The 15,315-nt window shown below is 65.5% G+C and carries 15 protein-coding genes; 10 read left to right on the top strand and 5 right to left on the bottom strand.

The window, feature by feature from the left end:
• Positions 1-232: 232 nt before the first annotated feature.
• The gene (gene hisS, locus BJ122_RS03860; RefSeq protein WP_110779986.1) at positions 233-1,783 is read right to left on the bottom strand and encodes a histidine--tRNA ligase; all 1,551 of its coding nucleotides are present in this window, start codon (positions 1,781-1,783) and stop codon (positions 233-235) included.
• A gap of 195 nt (positions 1,784-1,978) precedes the next feature.
• On the opposite strand from hisS, the gene aptA reads away from it, so the two are divergent.
• On the top strand, positions 1,979-3,322 hold the full coding sequence (gene aptA / locus BJ122_RS03855; protein ID WP_110779845.1) for an omega-aminotransferase AptA: 1,344 nt from the start codon (positions 1,979-1,981) through the stop codon (positions 3,320-3,322).
• A gap of 59 nt (positions 3,323-3,381) precedes the next feature.
• On the opposite strand, the gene BJ122_RS19525 is transcribed toward aptA, so the two are convergent.
• Positions 3,382-3,657 carry a hypothetical protein gene (locus BJ122_RS19525; protein ID WP_245407618.1) on the bottom strand — a complete coding sequence of 92 codons (276 nt, stop codon included), beginning with the start codon at positions 3,655-3,657 and terminating at the stop codon, positions 3,382-3,384.
• Here BJ122_RS19525 and BJ122_RS03850 point away from each other — a divergent pair.
• Together BJ122_RS03850 and BJ122_RS03845 are read left to right on the top strand one after the other, a co-directional pair.
• Complete coding sequence (locus BJ122_RS03850; protein WP_245407610.1) at positions 3,557-5,137, top strand: EAL domain-containing protein; 1,581 nt, start codon at positions 3,557-3,559, stop codon at positions 5,135-5,137. The two genes, BJ122_RS19525 and BJ122_RS03850, sit on opposite strands and share 101 nt — an antisense overlap.
• 14 nt (positions 5,138-5,151) lie before the next feature.
• Positions 5,152-6,006 carry a TIGR01459 family HAD-type hydrolase gene (locus BJ122_RS03845; RefSeq protein WP_110779843.1) on the top strand — a complete coding sequence of 285 codons (855 nt, stop codon included), beginning with the start codon at positions 5,152-5,154 and terminating at the stop codon, positions 6,004-6,006.
• Positions 6,007-6,132: 126 nt separating this feature from the next.
• Here the strand turns inward: BJ122_RS03845 and BJ122_RS03840 are convergent, their stop codons facing one another.
• Positions 6,133-6,528 carry a response regulator gene (locus tag BJ122_RS03840; RefSeq protein WP_027278451.1) on the bottom strand — a complete coding sequence of 132 codons (396 nt, stop codon included), beginning with the start codon at positions 6,526-6,528 and terminating at the stop codon, positions 6,133-6,135.
• 320 nt (positions 6,529-6,848) lie between these two features.
• Here BJ122_RS03840 and BJ122_RS03835 point away from each other — a divergent pair, with 320 nt between their 5' ends.
• Both BJ122_RS03835 and BJ122_RS03830 read left to right on the top strand, forming a co-directional pair.
• A complete protein-coding gene (locus BJ122_RS03835; protein WP_110779842.1) occupies positions 6,849-7,709 on the top strand; it encodes a 23S rRNA (adenine(2030)-N(6))-methyltransferase RlmJ in 861 nt (286 codons plus the stop codon).
• A 265-nt stretch (positions 7,710-7,974) separates the two neighbouring features.
• Positions 7,975-8,187: a cold-shock protein gene (locus BJ122_RS03830; RefSeq protein ID WP_027278449.1), complete on the top strand. Its 213-nt coding sequence runs from the start codon at positions 7,975-7,977 to the stop codon at positions 8,185-8,187.
• Positions 8,188-8,844: 657 nt separating this feature from the next.
• Here the strand turns inward: BJ122_RS03830 and BJ122_RS03825 are convergent.
• A complete protein-coding gene (locus tag BJ122_RS03825; protein WP_110779841.1) occupies positions 8,845-9,486 on the bottom strand; it encodes an outer membrane protein in 642 nt (213 codons plus the stop codon).
• 322 nt (positions 9,487-9,808) lie between these two features.
• On the opposite strand from BJ122_RS03825, the gene uvrC reads away from it, so the two are divergent.
• The 5 genes from uvrC (at position 9,809) to prmB (ending at position 14,301) form a co-directional block, all read left to right on the top strand.
• Positions 9,809-11,890, top strand: coding sequence for an excinuclease ABC subunit UvrC (gene uvrC, locus BJ122_RS03820; protein ID WP_110779840.1), 2,082 nt, complete (start codon positions 9,809-9,811; stop codon positions 11,888-11,890).
• Positions 11,891-12,004: 114 nt separating this feature from the next.
• Entirely contained in the window at positions 12,005-12,622 is a 618-nt protein-coding gene (gene pgsA, locus BJ122_RS03815; protein ID WP_103012258.1) for a CDP-diacylglycerol--glycerol-3-phosphate 3-phosphatidyltransferase, read from the top strand.
• Positions 12,619-12,870, top strand: a complete 252-nt coding sequence (gene moaD / locus BJ122_RS03810) for a molybdopterin converting factor subunit 1 (RefSeq protein WP_103012259.1) — start codon at positions 12,619-12,621, stop codon at positions 12,868-12,870. Before pgsA ends, moaD begins: the two co-directional genes overlap by 4 nt.
• A 7-nt stretch (positions 12,871-12,877) precedes the next feature.
• On the top strand, positions 12,878-13,345 hold the full coding sequence (locus BJ122_RS03805) for a molybdenum cofactor biosynthesis protein MoaE (RefSeq protein ID WP_110779839.1): 468 nt from the start codon (positions 12,878-12,880) through the stop codon (positions 13,343-13,345).
• Complete coding sequence (gene prmB / locus BJ122_RS03800) at positions 13,345-14,301, top strand: 50S ribosomal protein L3 N(5)-glutamine methyltransferase (RefSeq protein WP_110779838.1); 957 nt, start codon at positions 13,345-13,347, stop codon at positions 14,299-14,301. The genes BJ122_RS03805 and prmB overlap by 1 nt, the downstream gene beginning before the upstream one ends.
• A 259-nt stretch (positions 14,302-14,560) precedes the next feature.
• On the opposite strand, the gene rsmD is transcribed toward prmB, so the two are convergent.
• A complete protein-coding gene (gene rsmD, locus BJ122_RS03795) occupies positions 14,561-15,172 on the bottom strand; it encodes a 16S rRNA (guanine(966)-N(2))-methyltransferase RsmD (protein WP_430694749.1) in 612 nt (203 codons plus the stop codon).
• Positions 15,173-15,315: the final 143 nt, after the last annotated feature.

Genomic DNA, 15,315 nt, shown 5'->3' with positions numbered 1-15,315 from the left:
CCGCGTTTTCAGTTCCGCCAGATGGCGTGTCCGCCGCTCCGGCCAAGCTGCAAGCCGATGTTGAATCGCACGAACCACCGCCGATGACAAATCGCGCGGCGCCATGGCCGCGCGGCGCAGCGCCGCGGCGGCAAGCTCGATGGTGAGATGGTGAAAAAAACAGAACCGCGCGTGGCGGTTCTGTTATCATGGTGCTGTGAGCTGCGGGCAGGGCGCGCTGGCGCCGCGCCCGTTACTTCCAGTCGAGGTCGTGGCGCGCCATGATTCGGCGCACTTCGTCGACGAGATCGAGTTCCGGCACCTTGCGCTGCGCGTCGGCCTGACGCTGCAGATAATCGTCGCGGTCCTTGTCGAGCGCGGCCAGTTCGGCGCCGAGCCGCAGATCCTTGACGATCACTTGCGGACCTTCCGGATCGTTCTTCTCGTCCGAGCCCTGGATGATCACGCAAGGCGCGTTGCGCTTGTCGGCATATTTGAGCTGGTTGCCCATGCTCTTGGGATTGCCGAGATAGAGTTCGGCATGGATGTCTTCGGCGCGCAGCCGCGCGACCATCTTCTGATAGTCGGCGATCCGGTCGCGGTCGAACACCGTCACCACCACCGGGCCGAGCGCCGGCGCGGTGTTGATCTTGCCGATCAGCGTCAGCGCCGCCTGCAGCCGCGATACGCCAATCGAGAAGCCGGTGGCCGGCACCGGCTCGCCGCGGAACCGCGACACCAGCCCGTCATAGCGCCCACCGCCGCCGACCGAGCCGAACCGCACCGGGCGGCCCTTGTCGTCGTTGGTCTCGAGCAGCAGCTCCACCTCATAGACCGGGCCGGTATAGTATTCGAGGCCGCGCACCACCGAGGGATCGATACGCACGCACTCGCCATAACCGCCGGCATCGGCGAGGCTGGCGATCATTGCCAGTTCTTCGACGCCTTCGGTGCCGATCTTGGAGTTGGCAACGCGCTCGCGCATATTGGCGATGGTCGCGGCATTGTCGCTGCCGCGCGCGCTCGCGCCGGCGTCCTGCGGATTGCCGATGAAGCTGATGATCTCGCTGATCTGCGCGTCATTGAGGCCGGCGCCCTTGGTGAAGTCGCCTTTGCCTTCTTCGCCGCCATCCCAGCGTCCCGGACCGAGCAGCTGAATGATATCGGCGATCGGGAATTTGTCGGCCTTGTCGATGGCGCGCATCACGGTCAGCCACTGCGCGTCGCTGTCGATGCCCTGCGCTTCGCGGATGCCGTCCAGCACCTTGCGGTTATTGACCTTCACCACATAGCTGCCGCGCGGGATGCCCAGCGCTTCCATCGCGTCCGCGGCCATCATGCACATCTCGGCGTCAGCGGCCGGCGAGGCGCTGCCCACGGTGTCGGCGTCGAACTGCATGAACTGGCGGAAGCGGCCGGGGCCGGGCTTCTCGTTGCGGAACACCCAGCCATGCCGGTAGCTGCGATAGGGCTTTGGCAGGTTGTCGAAATTCTCGGCGACGTAGCGTGCCAGCGGCGCGGTCAGGTCGTAGCGCAGGCTGATCCACTGCTCGTCGTCGTCCTGCAGCGAGAACACGCCCTCATTGGGCCGGTCCTGGTCGGGCAGGAACTTGCCGAGCGCGTCGGTGTATTCGAAGGCCGGGGTCTCGACCGGCTCGAAGCCATAGCGCTCATAGACCTCGCGGATGGTCTCGACCATCTGGCGGGTGGCGGCGATCTCCGCCGGGCCGCGGTCGGCCAGCCCGCGGGGCAGCCGGGCGCGCAATTTGGCGGGTTTCTTAGGTTTTTGCATCTTGTCGGACATGGCGGGCGTCGTATCAGCGCCGCGGCGGAGCGGCAAGCCAGCCGTGCGACCAGACGCCCATTGCCGGGGCCGGCCCGGCGGAATAGTTGATCCTGCTCAAATGGATGGCTTTCGCCGTTTCCGCGCGGGCCCGAAGCTGGTAATCTACCTAATGGCTGGCCAGTGTGCCCGCGATCCCCCCAAAAGAGGACAGACATGCTCGACAAAAGCCCAGCGTCCGCCGTCAGTGCGCCGAACGATCTTGCCGCGTTCTGGATGCCGTTCACGGCGAACCGCGCTTTCAAGCGCACGCCGAAGATGATCGCTGGCGCCAAGGACATGCATTATTTCACCACCGATGGCCGCAAGGTGATCGATGGCGCCTCGGGCATGTGGTGCACCAATGCCGGCCATAGCCGCGACGCGATTGCCGCCGCGATCGCCAGCCAGGCCAAGGAACTCGATTTCTCGCCGCCGTTCCAGTTCGGCCAGCCCAAAGCGTTTGAACTGGCGACCCGGATTGCGCAATTGGCGCCGGCCGGGCTCGAGCAGGTGTTTTTCTGCAATTCCGGCTCGGAAGCCGGCGACACCGCGCTCAAAATTGCGCTCGCCTATCATGCCATCCGCGGCGAGGGCACCCGCACCCGGCTGATCGGCCGTGAGCGCGGCTATCATGGCGTCGGCTTTGGCGGCACCGCGGTCGGCGGCATCGGCGCCAACCGCAAAATGTTCGGCAACCTGATCGCCGGCGTCGACCATCTGCCCGCCACCTATGATCGCGACAAGCAGGCCTTCACCAAGGGCGAGCCGGACTACGGCGCCCATCTCGCCGACGAGCTGGAGCGGCTGGTGGCGCTGCACGGCGCCAACACCATCGCGGCCGTGATCGTCGAGCCGATGGCCGGTTCGACCGGCGTGCTGCCGGCGCCCAAGGGCTATCTGCAGCGGCTGCGCGAGATCACCCAGAAGCACGGCATTCTGCTGATTTTCGACGAGGTGATCACTGGGTTCGGCCGGCTCGGCTACGGCTTCGCCGCCGAGCGCTATGGCGTCACCCCGGACATGATCACCTTCGCCAAGGGCGTCACCAACGGCGCGGTGCCGATGGGCGGCGTGGTGGTGCGTGACACCGTGCATGATGCGTTCATGACCGGCCCCGAGCATGTCGTTGAGCTGTTCCACGGCTACACCTATTCCGCGCATCCCTTGGCCTGCGCCGCCGGCCTGGCCACGCTCGACATCTACCGCGACGAAAAGCTGTTCGAGCACGCCCGCCAGCTCGAAACCGTGATGGCCGATGCGGTGATGACCCTGAAGGGCCAGCCCAACGTGGTCGATATCCGCACCGTCGGCGTCACCGCCGGCATCGACCTCGCGCCGATCGCGGATGCGCCCGGCAAGCGCGGCTATGACGCGATGAATGCCGGCTTCCATGACCACGACCTGATGCTGCGCATCGCCGGCGATACCCTGGCGCTGACCCCGCCTTTGATCGCCAGCGACGCCGACATCGGCGAGATCATCGACAAGGTCGGCCGGGTGATCCGCGCCGTGGCGTGACCCAGCGGCGATCGGCGAATGAATCCAGTGGATTGAGTCGCCGATTCGCCAATGATGGCTCACCTCTTGCCCGGCGGGCGTATACCGTAAGGCGGGAACCGGCCTTGCGGCCGGACGGCGTCACTTTGATCACTGGGGCTGAGGCTGGTCGGCTGGCGCTCGCCGGCAGGCTTGCGCCCTGGAGAAAACCCGCGTTCGATGATTCGCATTTCCACGATATTCATCGCCATCTGCATGGTGCTGGTTTCGGCCTCACTGGGGATGGTGCTGTATTCGATGGCCCGGTTCAGCTTTGGGGAATCGGCGATCGTCGCAATGACGGTGCTGACCTTCATGCTGCTGTACAATGCGGTGTCGATGCGGCTGCGCGAGCGTAATGACGCCACCGGTCAGGTCGAGAGCCTGTCGCGCGGCACCGCCGATCTGGCGCGCCAGGTCGCCGAATTCGGCCGCCGGCTGTCGGTGCTGGAAAGCAAGGCCGCGATCGCGCCGGTCAGCAATGGCAACGGCCATGGCGCCGAGCAGTTGCAGGCGGTCGCCGGCGAGATCGGCGAGCTCGGCACCATGGTCAAGCATCTGGCCAGCAGCGTGTCCGCCCATGAAGATTTGTTGATGGAACTGGCCAAGCTGGCGGAAGCGCAGGCGTTGGCGATGCCGCCGCCCGCCGCGCCGGCCGCTGCTGTGCCGCCGCCGCCCCCGGTGGCGCCGGCACCGATCGTGGCCGCTCCGCCGCCCGTCGCGCCCATGGTCGCGGCCCCGGTCGCTCTGGCCCCGGTTGCCGCTGCGCCGATGGCGATGAGGCCGCCGGCCGCGCCGCCGATCGTACCGACCGTGGTGCCGTTGCCGATGGCGCCGGCCGCCGCGGCTGCGGCGCCGGTTGCGCCAGTTGCCCCGATCGCGATGCCGCAGCCCGAGCTGGTGTCCGGAACAGGGCCAGATCTGCGGGTGGTACAAGCGGTGCAGGCCGCGGTCGAGGCCAACCGGCTCGATCTCTATCTGCAGCCGATCGTCAGCCTGCCGCAGCGCAAGGTACGGTTCTACGAGGCGGTCACCCGGCTGCGCGATGCCGACGACCAGGTGCTGACCGCCGAACAATTCATCGACGCCGCCGAGAGCGCCGGGCTGATGACGCGCATCGACTACATTCTGCTGTTGCGCTGCATGCAGGTGCTGCGCCGGCTGCTGGTGCGCAACAAGGATGTCGGCGTGTTCTGCAACCTCGCCGCGGCCACGCTCAGCGACCGCCGCGCCTTCGCGCAGTGCCTGTCGTTCCTGGAGGCCAACCGCGCGCAGGCCTCGTCGTTCGTCATCGAATTCAAGCAGAGCGCGTTCCGCAATTTCGGTCCGCTCGAGATCGAGCATCTGGCGGCGCTGGCGCAGCGCGGCTACCGGTTCTCGATCGACCACGTCACCGATCTGCGCATCGAGCCGCGCGAACTGGCCGATCGCGGCGTGCGCTTCTTCAAGGTGCCGGCCGCGCTGCTGCTGGAGCATAGCGAGCAGGTGCCGGCCCATATCCATCCGCATGATCTGCCCGATCTGCTCGGCCGCTATGGCATCGATCTGATCGCCGAGCGCATCGAGGGCGAGCGCGCGGTGGTCGATCTGCTCGATTACGACGTGCGCTTCGGCCAGGGCTTCCTGTTCGCCGCGCCGCGTCCGCTGCGCCCGGAAAACGCCAACCAGGCCCGGCCCGCGACCGCCGCGCGGGCGGTCAATTCCAATAAGAACTCGCCGTCCGATAGCAATCGGACTGAAGCGTCACGCCTCACTGGCAATGCCGCGTTGGTGCGGCGTGCGGCTGGCCCGTACTGAACCCCTCGGACCTGATGACAACACTCCGTTACGTCGATCATTTGCGCGACCTCGTTGGCGAGGTCGATGTGCTGTTCAGCGACATCTGGGGGGTCGTGCATAACGGCGTCGCCGCCTTCCCGGAGGCGTGCGCCGCGCTGCGCACCGCCCGCGACCAGGGCCGCACCGTGGTGATGATCACCAACGCGCCGCGCCCCGCGGACTCGGTGCAGCGGCAGTTGCGGCAGTTCGGCGTGCCCGATGATTGCTACGACGCGATCGTGTCGTCCGGCGATCTGACCCGCAACTATGTCGCCGACCATCCCGGCCAGTCGGTGTTCTGGCTCGGCCCGCAGCGCGACAATTCCATCTATCGCGGGCTCGACACCGTGCTGACCCCGCTCGACCAGGCCGATTACATCATCTGCACTGGGCCGTTCGACGACGAGACCGAATGCGCCGAGGATTATCGCGGCATGATGGAACAGGCGCTGGCGCGGCGCCTGACGCTGGTCTGCGCCAATCCCGACATCGTGGTCGAGCGCGGCGACCGGCTGATCTATTGCGCGGGCGCGATTGCCGAGCTGTATCGCGAGATCGGCGGCGAGGTGATCTTTTACGGCAAGCCGCATCTGCCGATCTATCAGCGCGCCGCCGCGATCGCCGAGAGCCTTCGCGGCGCGCCGACTTCGCCGGCGCGGGTGCTGGCGATTGGCGATTCAGTGCGGACCGATCTGATCGGCGCGCAGTCGTACGGCATCGATTGTCTGTTCGTGACCCGCGGCATCCACGCCGAGGATTTTAACGGCACCGGCACGCTCTCGCCGGCGGCCGCTCAGCAATTGTTCGGCGAGCCGCCGTTGGCGCTCACGCGCGACCTGCGCTGGTAGTTATCACCGGGGTCTGCACCACTAAGTTGAGTATTGCTGCGGTGTGTTGTCGCGGCGGGTCGTCTGCAGATACGAAAAACGCGCCCAATGGGCGCGTTGCAGCAGTCCATCCAGATCGGTGCAGGCTTACGCCGGCACCGGATCCGGAAACACTGCTTCGATCTTGGTCTTCAGCGTCGCCGCGTTGAACGGCTTGACGATGTAGTTGTTGACGCCGGCCTTCTTCGCCGCGATCACGTTTTCGGTCTTCGATTCCGCGGTGATCATGATGAATTTGGTCATCGCCAGATTGGGATCGGCGCGAACTTCCTTCAGCAGATCGTAGCCGGTCATCGGCTCCATATTCCAGTCGGAGATCACCAAGCCGTATTTCTTGGTGCGCATCTTGGCCAGCGCTTCCGAGCCATCGCTGGCGTCATCGATGTCTTGGAAGCCCAGTTGCTTGAGAAGATTGCGAATGATGCGGATCATGGTGTTGTAATCATCCACCACCAGTACCGGCATCGACAGATCGACCGCCATCTTGAACTCCCACAGCGCGCGCGGGGCGCGTTGAACACACCAATTGAACAATTATTGCCGGGGTGCCCGACATGTTTGAAGGAGGGGAAAACCGCCGTCCTTGGAGGCTCATACCTAGCATCCGTGGTTAAACAGCGCGTTAACCCCCCACGCGCGGTTGCGCTCTTTGCGGCATCCACGATGTTGCAATGCCAAGGAAATTTGGCGCCGCGGCAGGATTGCTGCGCCGATCGTCGATCTCGACTAAATTTCTCCTAATCACCAGTGTCCGCAGTGCGAAACAGTTCGCGCCGCGGCCAGTTCCGGGCTAGTGCTGGATCATGAACTATCGTCACGCCTTTCACGCCGGTAACTTCGCCGACGTCATCAAACACATCGTGCTGGTGCGGATCCTCTGCTACTTGCAGGAAAAGCCGACCGCGTTCCGGGTGATCGACACCCATGGCGGCGCCGGCCTGTACGATCTGACCAGCGCCGAAGCGACCCGCGGCGGCGAATGGCTGACCGGGATCGCGCGCGTGCTGCAGGCCCGGTTCACGGACGAGGCCGAACAGCTGCTGCGGCCCTATCTCGATATTGTGCGCGCCTTCAACCCGCCCGGCCAGTTGATCGCCTATCCGGGCTCGCCTCTGATCGCGCGGGCGCTGCTGCGGCCGCAGGACAGCATGGTGGCCTGCGAGCTGGAACCGACCGCACGGAAATCGCTGATCAACGCGCTGCGCCGCGACACCCAGGCGCGGGTGGTGGACCTCGACGGCTGGGTTGGGCTGCCGGCGTTTGTTCCACCGCAGGAGCGCCGCGGGCTGGTACTGATCGACCCGCCGTTCGAGCGCAAGGATGAGTTCGAGCAGGTGGCCGAGCGCTTAGCGATCGCCTCGGCGAAATGGCAGAGCGGCGTGTACTTGATCTGGTATCCGGTCAAGAGCCGCCGGGCCACCGACACGCTGGCGAGCCAGGTGGCGGAGATCGCCGCGCGCGGTCCGAAGCCGGGCAGCTGCCTGCGCCTTGAGTTCAGCGTTGCGCCGCCCTCCGAGCAAAGCGGGCTGGTGTCGAGCGGGCTGCTGATTGTCAATCCGCCTTGGACGCTGGCCGATGAGCTGCGCGTGATCCTGCCCGAACTCGTCAGGCCGCTCGGCCAGGGCGGGCCCGGCCGCTACCGGCTGGAAATCGCGAAGCCGTGAGCATACTCCGTTGCGAAAAGTCGCAACTACCCCGTAGGCAATTCGTAACAAACCGTATTATGCTTACGTCTACTGGACTGGCTTGACGTTCCGCTTTCGCAAATGGGAGCGGCGGAGTGATACGGCCTCGACGCGTATTTCACCGGCAGGTCGCCCCCTGCCTCGATCGCATGGCCACGCTTTCCGCGCGCAATGACCGGTCGACCGATCTGTTGCGCGCGTGCGTGACGGGTGGAAGCAATGCGGGGGAGAGGAGTGTTTCCCGATGGCGATGACGGGAACGGTGAAGTTCTTCAACGGCGAACGCGGATACGGCTTTATCAAGCCGGACGATGGCGGCCGCGATGTGTTCGTCCACATCACGGCAGTCGAACGCGCCGGCTTGAAGGACCTGATCGAGGGCCAACGGATCAGCTTTGAAGTCGAGCCGGACAAGAAGGGCAAAGGCCCCAAGGCCGTCAATCTGGTCGTGTCGTAGCGCGACGCGGCTAAGTAGTTTTGCGGGGTGCGGCGCGAGCCGCGCCACCGCATGGCTTTGGCTGCGCTGCGGATAGGCGCGGCGGCATCGGCAGTGTTTTGTCGAAGGTGCTGTTTGTTGAAGGTGCTGTTTGTTGAATGCGGTGTTTTGTTGAAGGCGATGTTTTCCGGCAGGCCGTGGGGCCGGTGCAAATACGCTGAAGGCAGCACCTGCTGACGACAATGCCGCTGAAGGGGGCGCTAAAGGGGCAATGTCTCGCTGACGAGACAAGGCCGCTGTAGCGGCATCTCCGCTCATTCCGCAGTGGCGTATCGGGCGCAAGATCTTGGGCGCATAGCCGCGTTTCAGGCGGCGCGGTATTGGGGCTGCGGCCAGCCGGAACGCTGGCCTCGGCACTGGCCGCGTTTGTAGCTACGTTTGTAGCTCGCGGTCAGCGTCCCTCACTCACCAAGGGCTGCGGTTCGGATCGGGCCCGCAACGCTCGGCAATCTGGAAGCAGCACGGAGCGAGCGAGGTAGCTCTCGGCCGGTGCTCTGGCTTGCCGCGCGGCGAGCTGTTGGCTCAGCGCTCGCGGATATGGCCGGTCTGAAATGACAAAACGCCCGGCCGTTGGTGCGGCCGGGCGCTGTTTGGCTGTCGAAGCTTCTTGTTGTGCCCCTAAAAGTGATAGTTGACGCCGAGACGGACGACGCCGAACTGATAGCCGTTCGAGGCGCCGGTAGATGAGAAGTAGCTGTTGTTCAGGTCGACATAGAGATACTCGACCTTGGCGCTCCAGTTGGACGTCAGGCCGAACTCGGCGCCGACACCGACCGTCCAGCCGGCATTGGTGTGGGACTCGGACCAGCCCGCGAACTGTCCCTTGAGTTCACCGAACGCCAGACCGCCGGTGCCGTAGAACATCACGTTGCTGAAAGTGTAGCCAATCCGGCCACGCACCGTGCCGAACCAGGGATTGGAGAATTTGTACTGGGCGAAGGTGTCCTCGGCGCCAGACAGCTGCAGGTCGCCTTCCAGGCCATAGACCAATGCGCCGGACTGCCAGTTGTAGCCACCCTGGATACCGCCGTTCAAACCGGAGGGTTTGGCGGCGTTGTTGTGGATGTCGCCCCAGCCATAGCCGAGATTGCCGCCGAGATAGGGGCCGGCCCAGCTATAGGCGTTCAGCGGCTGGTTGACGGTGTAGGGCGCGCGCGAACCATACGAGAAATCGGCGGCCTGGGCCGAATACGGCGCCGCGAGCAGACCCGCTGCCACCGCTGCCACCGCTGCCATCGCCGTCATTGCGATCCTGCACATCTTAGATGCTCCTTCGCTGCACCGGCCGGGTTCGGTCGGCGGGCAAGCGAGGTGTTGGATGGTTACCGAATTGCCTCTCTTACCGTTCAAATTTATCGAAAATGGGCAGTTAAGCAGTTGTTAAACCGCAAAGTCGGCCGCGGCGGCATCAATGGCGATGATTAAAGGTTCCTTACCAGGCCAGGATCGCGGCTGTACGCTGTGCCGCCTTGCGCTCGCGGCCGCGGCCGGCCGCGTCCTTGGTCAAGAAAACCCGTGAAAACAACAGTCTAGGATGGCGGGTTGGTTTCTATCAGGCGCGCTTATGCTCTAGTTTAGCGCCATGATCGACGACCCAGAGCCCCGTCCGGACAGCCCGCCCGGTTCCGAAGCTGCGTCCGCGCCGGCGCCCGCGACCAGCCGCGGCGCTGCGACGCAGGACATCGACGCTGCGACCGCCAGCCTGGCGCAGGAGGACGATGACGAGGGCCGGTTGCCGGAGCCGATCGAGCCGGAATTGGAGGAGCAGGGCGGCGAGTCCGGCCGCAACAGCGGTATGGCGATCGGCCGCTCGGCGATCGCGCGCGCGGTGCGGCTGGCGCCGACCTCGCCCGGCGTGTACCGCATGCTCAATGCCACGCGCGACGTGCTCTATGTCGGCAAGGCCAAGAACGTCAAAAAGCGGCTGGCGTCCTATGCCCGGCCGACCGGCCATGTGCTGCGCATCGCGCGCATGATCGCCTCCACGGTCGAGGTCGAGGTGATCTCGACCGCGACCGAGCCCGAGGCGCTGCTGCTGGAAGCCAATCTGATCAAGCAGCTGCGGCCGCGCTTCAACGTGCAGCTGCGCGACGACAAATCGTTTCCCTACATCCTGATCACCGGCGACCATTGGGCGCCGCAGATCCTGAAGCATCGCGGCGCGCAGTCGCGGCCGGGCCGTTATTTCGGGCCGTTCGCCTCGGTCGGCGCGGTCAACCGCACCATCACCGCCTTGCAGCGCGCGTTTCTGGTGCGCTCCTGCTCGGACTCATTCTTTGAAAGCCGCACCCGGCCGTGCCTGCTGTATCAGATCAAGCGCTGCGCCGGGCCGTGTACCGGCGAGGTCGATTTCCCCGGCTATAGCGCGCTGGTGCGCGAGGCCACCGACTTCCTGTCGGGGCGCAGCCGCGCCGTGAAACAGCAGCTCGCCGAGGAGATGGAGAAGGCGTCCGAAGCGCTCGAATTCGAGACCGCGGCGCTGTACCGCGACCGGCTGGCGGCGCTGGCCGCGGTGCAGTCGCAGCAGGGTATCAATCCGCGCACCGTGGAGGAGGCGGACGTATTCGCCGTGCACCAGGAGGGCGGTTACTTCTGCGTCGAGGTGTTCTTCTTCCGCACCGGCCAGAACTGGGGCAACCGCGCGTATTTCCCGCGCGCCGAAAAGACTTTTACCGCCGAGGAAGTGCTGGGCGCGTTCCTGACGCAGTTTTACGACGACAAGCAGCCGCCCAGGCTGATCCTGCTGTCGCACGCCATCGAGGATAGCGAGCTGCTGACCGAGGCGCTGGCGGTCAAGGCCGGCCGCAAGGTCGAGATCGTGGTTCCGCAGCGCGGCGAGAAGAAAGAGCTGGTCGGCCACGCGCTGACCAATGCCCGCGAGGCGCTCGGCCGCAAGCTCGCCGATACCGCCACCCAGACCCGGCTGCTGGAAGCGCTGGTGACCACGCTGCAACTGCCGCGGGTGCCGCAGCGCATCGAGGTTTACGATAACAGCCACATCCAGGGCACCAATGCGGTCGGTGCCATGATCGTCGCGGGGCCTGATGGCTTCATCAAGAACCAGTACCGCAAATTCAACATCCGCTCCGAAACGCTGAACCCCGGCGACGACTATGGCATGATGCGCGAAGTGCTGGAGCGCCGCTTCAAGCGGCTGCTGGCCGCGCCGGCCGACACGGCGGCGCCGGCGCGGGAGGATGACGTGCCGCAATGGCCGGATCTGGTGATCATCGACGGCGGCCGCGGCCAGCTCAACGCCGTGATGGAGATCGTCGCCAAGCTCGGGGTCGACCGGGTGATGCTGATGGCGGTCGCCAAGGGGCCGGACCGCGACGCCGGGCGCGAAACGCTGTTCATGCCGGGGCGCGAGCCGATCAAGCTCGAACCGCGCGACCCGGTGCTGTACTTCATCCAGCGGCTGCGCGACGAGGCGCACCGATTCGTGATCGGCTCGCATCGCAAGCTGCGCAAAAAGGATATTCGGGAGGCGGGATTGCAGGAGATCCCCGGCATTGGACCAGCGCGCAAACGGGCGCTGCTGCACCATTTCGGAACCCTGAAGGAGATCGAGCGCGCGTCGCTGGGCGATCTCGGCAAGGTGCCGGGCATCAGTGCGGAAAGCGCCAGGCGAATCTTCGACTATTTTCACCCACAACCGGGCTAGGGATTACGTGGCAATGGTTTTAGAACTGGTCTGCGTCGCGAGGCCCCCGCTTTGCCGGGAGAGCCGTCCAGAGCGAAGGTTGACCTTGGTGCGCCAGCAGGGTTGGTAGAGCGTATGAACACCGTTTCGACCCGAAGGGTAGCGAAGCACACGCTGGCTCTTCCCAACATCCTCACCTACGCCCGGATCGCCGCGGTCCCGGTGGTGGTCGGTTGCATCTATGCGCAATCGATCATGAACGGCCCGCTCTGGCTGCGCTGGGTCGCTCTGGCGGTTTTCGTATTCGCTGCGGTCACCGACTTTTTCGACGGCTATCTGGCGCGGATCTGGGACCAGCATTCCGCGTTCGGCCGCATGCTCGACCCGATCGCCGACAAGCTCTTGGTGTCGTCGTGCCTTTTGATGCTGGCGGCGGATGGCATCATCTATGGCTGGACGCTGTGGGCGGCGATCGTGATCCTGTGCCGCGAAATCCTGGTGTCCGGGCTGCGCGAATATCTGGCGGCGCTGCGCGTCAGCGTGCCGGTGACCCGGCTCGCCAAATGGAAGACCACCGTGCAGCTGGTGGCGATCGGCTTTCTGCTCGCCGGCGAGGCGGGCGACCGGGTGCTGCCCTGGAACAGCATGATCGGGCTGTCGCTGCTGTGGGTCTCGGCGCTGCTGACCATCTACACCGGCTATGATTATTTCCGGGCCGGCATCCATCACCTGATCGAAGAGGACGCGGCATGAGGGTGAAGTATTTCGCCTGGGTACGCGAACGGATCGGCAAGGATGAAGATGATTTTGAACCGCCGGCCGAGGTGCGCACGGTCGGCGACCTGATCGGCTGGCTGGCGCAGCGCGACGACAATTACGCCGCCGCGTTCGATCGGCCGCAGGTGATCCGCGCCGCGATCGATCAGTGCCACGTGCAGGCCGACGCGCCGCTCGCCGGGGCGCGAGAGGTGGCGCTGTTTCCGCCGATGACCGGCGGCTAGCGCCGCGATGGCTGCGCCTGTCACCATCCGCATTCAGGATGCCGATTTCGATATCGCCGCGGAGATCGATGCGCTCAGCCATGGCCGCAGCGAGATCGGCGCGGTGGTGTCGTTCACCGGCCTGTGCCGCGGCCGCGACGACGGCCGCGATGTCGCGGCGCTGACGCTCGAACATTATCCCGGCATGGCAGAGGCTGAAATCCGCCGCCATGTCGATACCGCGCTGGCGCGCTGGCCGCTCAGCGCGGTCACGGTGATCCACAGGGTCGGCCGGCTGGTGCCGGGCGATCGCATCGTGCTGGTCGTGACCGCCTCGGCGCATCGCCAGGCGGCATTCGCCGCCGCGGAATTTCTGATGGACTATCTCAAGGCCCATGCCCCGTTCTGGAAGCGCGAGGAACGCGCGGACGGCAGCGCCTGGGTCGAGGCACAACAGCATGACGACGCGGCTGCCGCGCGTTGGGAGAAGCAATAATGGCCACTATCGACAGCACCAGCCAGCCGTCTTCGGCGCTCCTGCCGCCGGCCAAGCCGGGCGAGCTGTTCACGCTGCTGGATTTTCTGCGCTACGCCGTCAGCCGGTTCGTGGCCGCCAAACTGGTGTTCGCGCATGGCACCACCGATCCGGTGTCGGAAGCCGCGTTCCTGATCGGCGAGGCGCTGCACCTGGCGCCCGATCAGTTCGACACCTTTGCCCATGCCCGCGTCAGCACCGCGGAAGCTGAAAAACTGATCGATCTGATCGAGCGGCGTATCACCACCCGCAAGCCGGCGGCCTATCTGGTCAACAAGATCTACATGCGCGGCGTGCCGTTCTATGTCGATGAGCGGGTGATCGTGCCGCGCTCCTTCATCGGCGAATTGCTGTCGTCGCATTTCGGCGATCCGCAGCTTGGTGACAGCGCCGCGCTGATCGACAACCCCGACGCGGTCGAGAACGTGCTCGATCTGTGCACCGGCTCGGGGTGTCTGGCGATCCTGGCCGCGCTGCATTTCCCAAATGCCCATGTCGATGCCGTCGATCTGTCGGCCGACGCGCTGCAAGTCGCGGCGCGCAACGTCGCCGATCATGATCTGTCCGATCGCATTGCGCTGCATCAGGGCGATCTGTTCGCACCGCTGCGCGGCGCGCGCTACGACCTGATCATTTCCAATCCGCCCTATGTGGATGCCGCGGGCATGGCGTCGCTGCCGCCGGAATGCCGCGCCGAGCCGAGCATGGCGTTCGACGGCGGCGCCGATGGCATCGATCTGGTGCGCCGGATTCTCGAAGCGGCGCCGACGTATCTCGAGGCCGATGGCGGGCTGCTGTGCGAAGTCGGCCGCTGCCGCGACGCCATTGAGGAGGCGTTCCCGGAGCTGCCGCTGCTGTGGCTCGACACCGAGGATTCCGAGGGCGAAGTGTTTTGGATCGCCGCCGCCGATTTGTGAGGCAACAATCGCCCTCACGCGGTCATTCCGGGGCGCGCGAAGCGCGAACCCGGAATCCAGAAGTTGTTGTCAATGGATCGAGATTCCGGGTCTGCGCCGCCGCGCGGCGCATCCCGGAATGACGGCCTGAATCGTCACCCCGCACTGACTCGTCATGCCCGCGCTTTGTCGCGGGCATCCACGTCTTGAAAGCGTTTCAACGGGCAAAGACATAGATGGCCGGGACGAAGCCCGGCCATGACGTGCCAATGAGTGATGATCAGTCGTTGGTGTCGGGCGCGCCGAATTTCAGGAACGTAAATTCCGTGTCGTCGTAAGCGCGGCGTTCCAGTTCGGCAAACCCCTCCGGCGCGGTGAAGCCGGCATCCTTGGCTTCCTCGACAATCACCAGCGCGTCCGGCTCGAGCCAGCCGCCATCGCGTAGCGAGGCCAGCGCGCGCTCGGCGAGCTGCTTGCGGTACGGCGGATCGCAAAACACCAGCGCAAACGGCTCGACCGGATGGGCCGGGCCGAGCTTGGTGGCGTCGCGGCGATAGATCTTGCTGACACCGCCAAGGCCCAGCGCCTCGACATTGTTGCGCAGCAGGGCGCGCGCCTCGGCGCCGTCATCCACAAACAACGTGAATTTCGCACCGCGCGACACCGCCTCGATGCCGAGCGCGCCGGTGCCGGCAAACAGGTCGAGCACCCGGGCATCCAGCATCGGGTTGCCATAGGCATGGGCGAGAATGTTGAACAGCGACTCGCGCAGGCGGTCCGCGGTCGGCCGGATCGCTTGCGAGCTCGGTGCTGCCAGAGTGCGGCCTTTCAGCCGTCCACCAACGACACGCATCATATCGCTCCGCTTAGTTCTCCCTCCCCCCGCGAGCATCGCGAGTGGCGGGGAGGGTGGCCGGCCGCAGGCCGGTCGGGTGGGGGGCTCAATGACCCCTCTACATTGAGGTGATCAGGGATTTCGTCATCAGCGCCGATGCCGTGGTCCCCCCACCCCGACCCTCCCCCGCAAGGGGGGAG

The sequence above is a fragment of the Rhodopseudomonas faecalis genome (genome assembly GCF_003217325.1).
GTDB classification, from domain to species: domain Bacteria; phylum Pseudomonadota; class Alphaproteobacteria; order Rhizobiales; family Xanthobacteraceae; genus Rhodopseudomonas; species Rhodopseudomonas faecalis.
The sequence above is the reverse complement of the archived record's forward strand: the minus strand, read 5'-3'. Positions and strand labels throughout refer to the sequence as shown.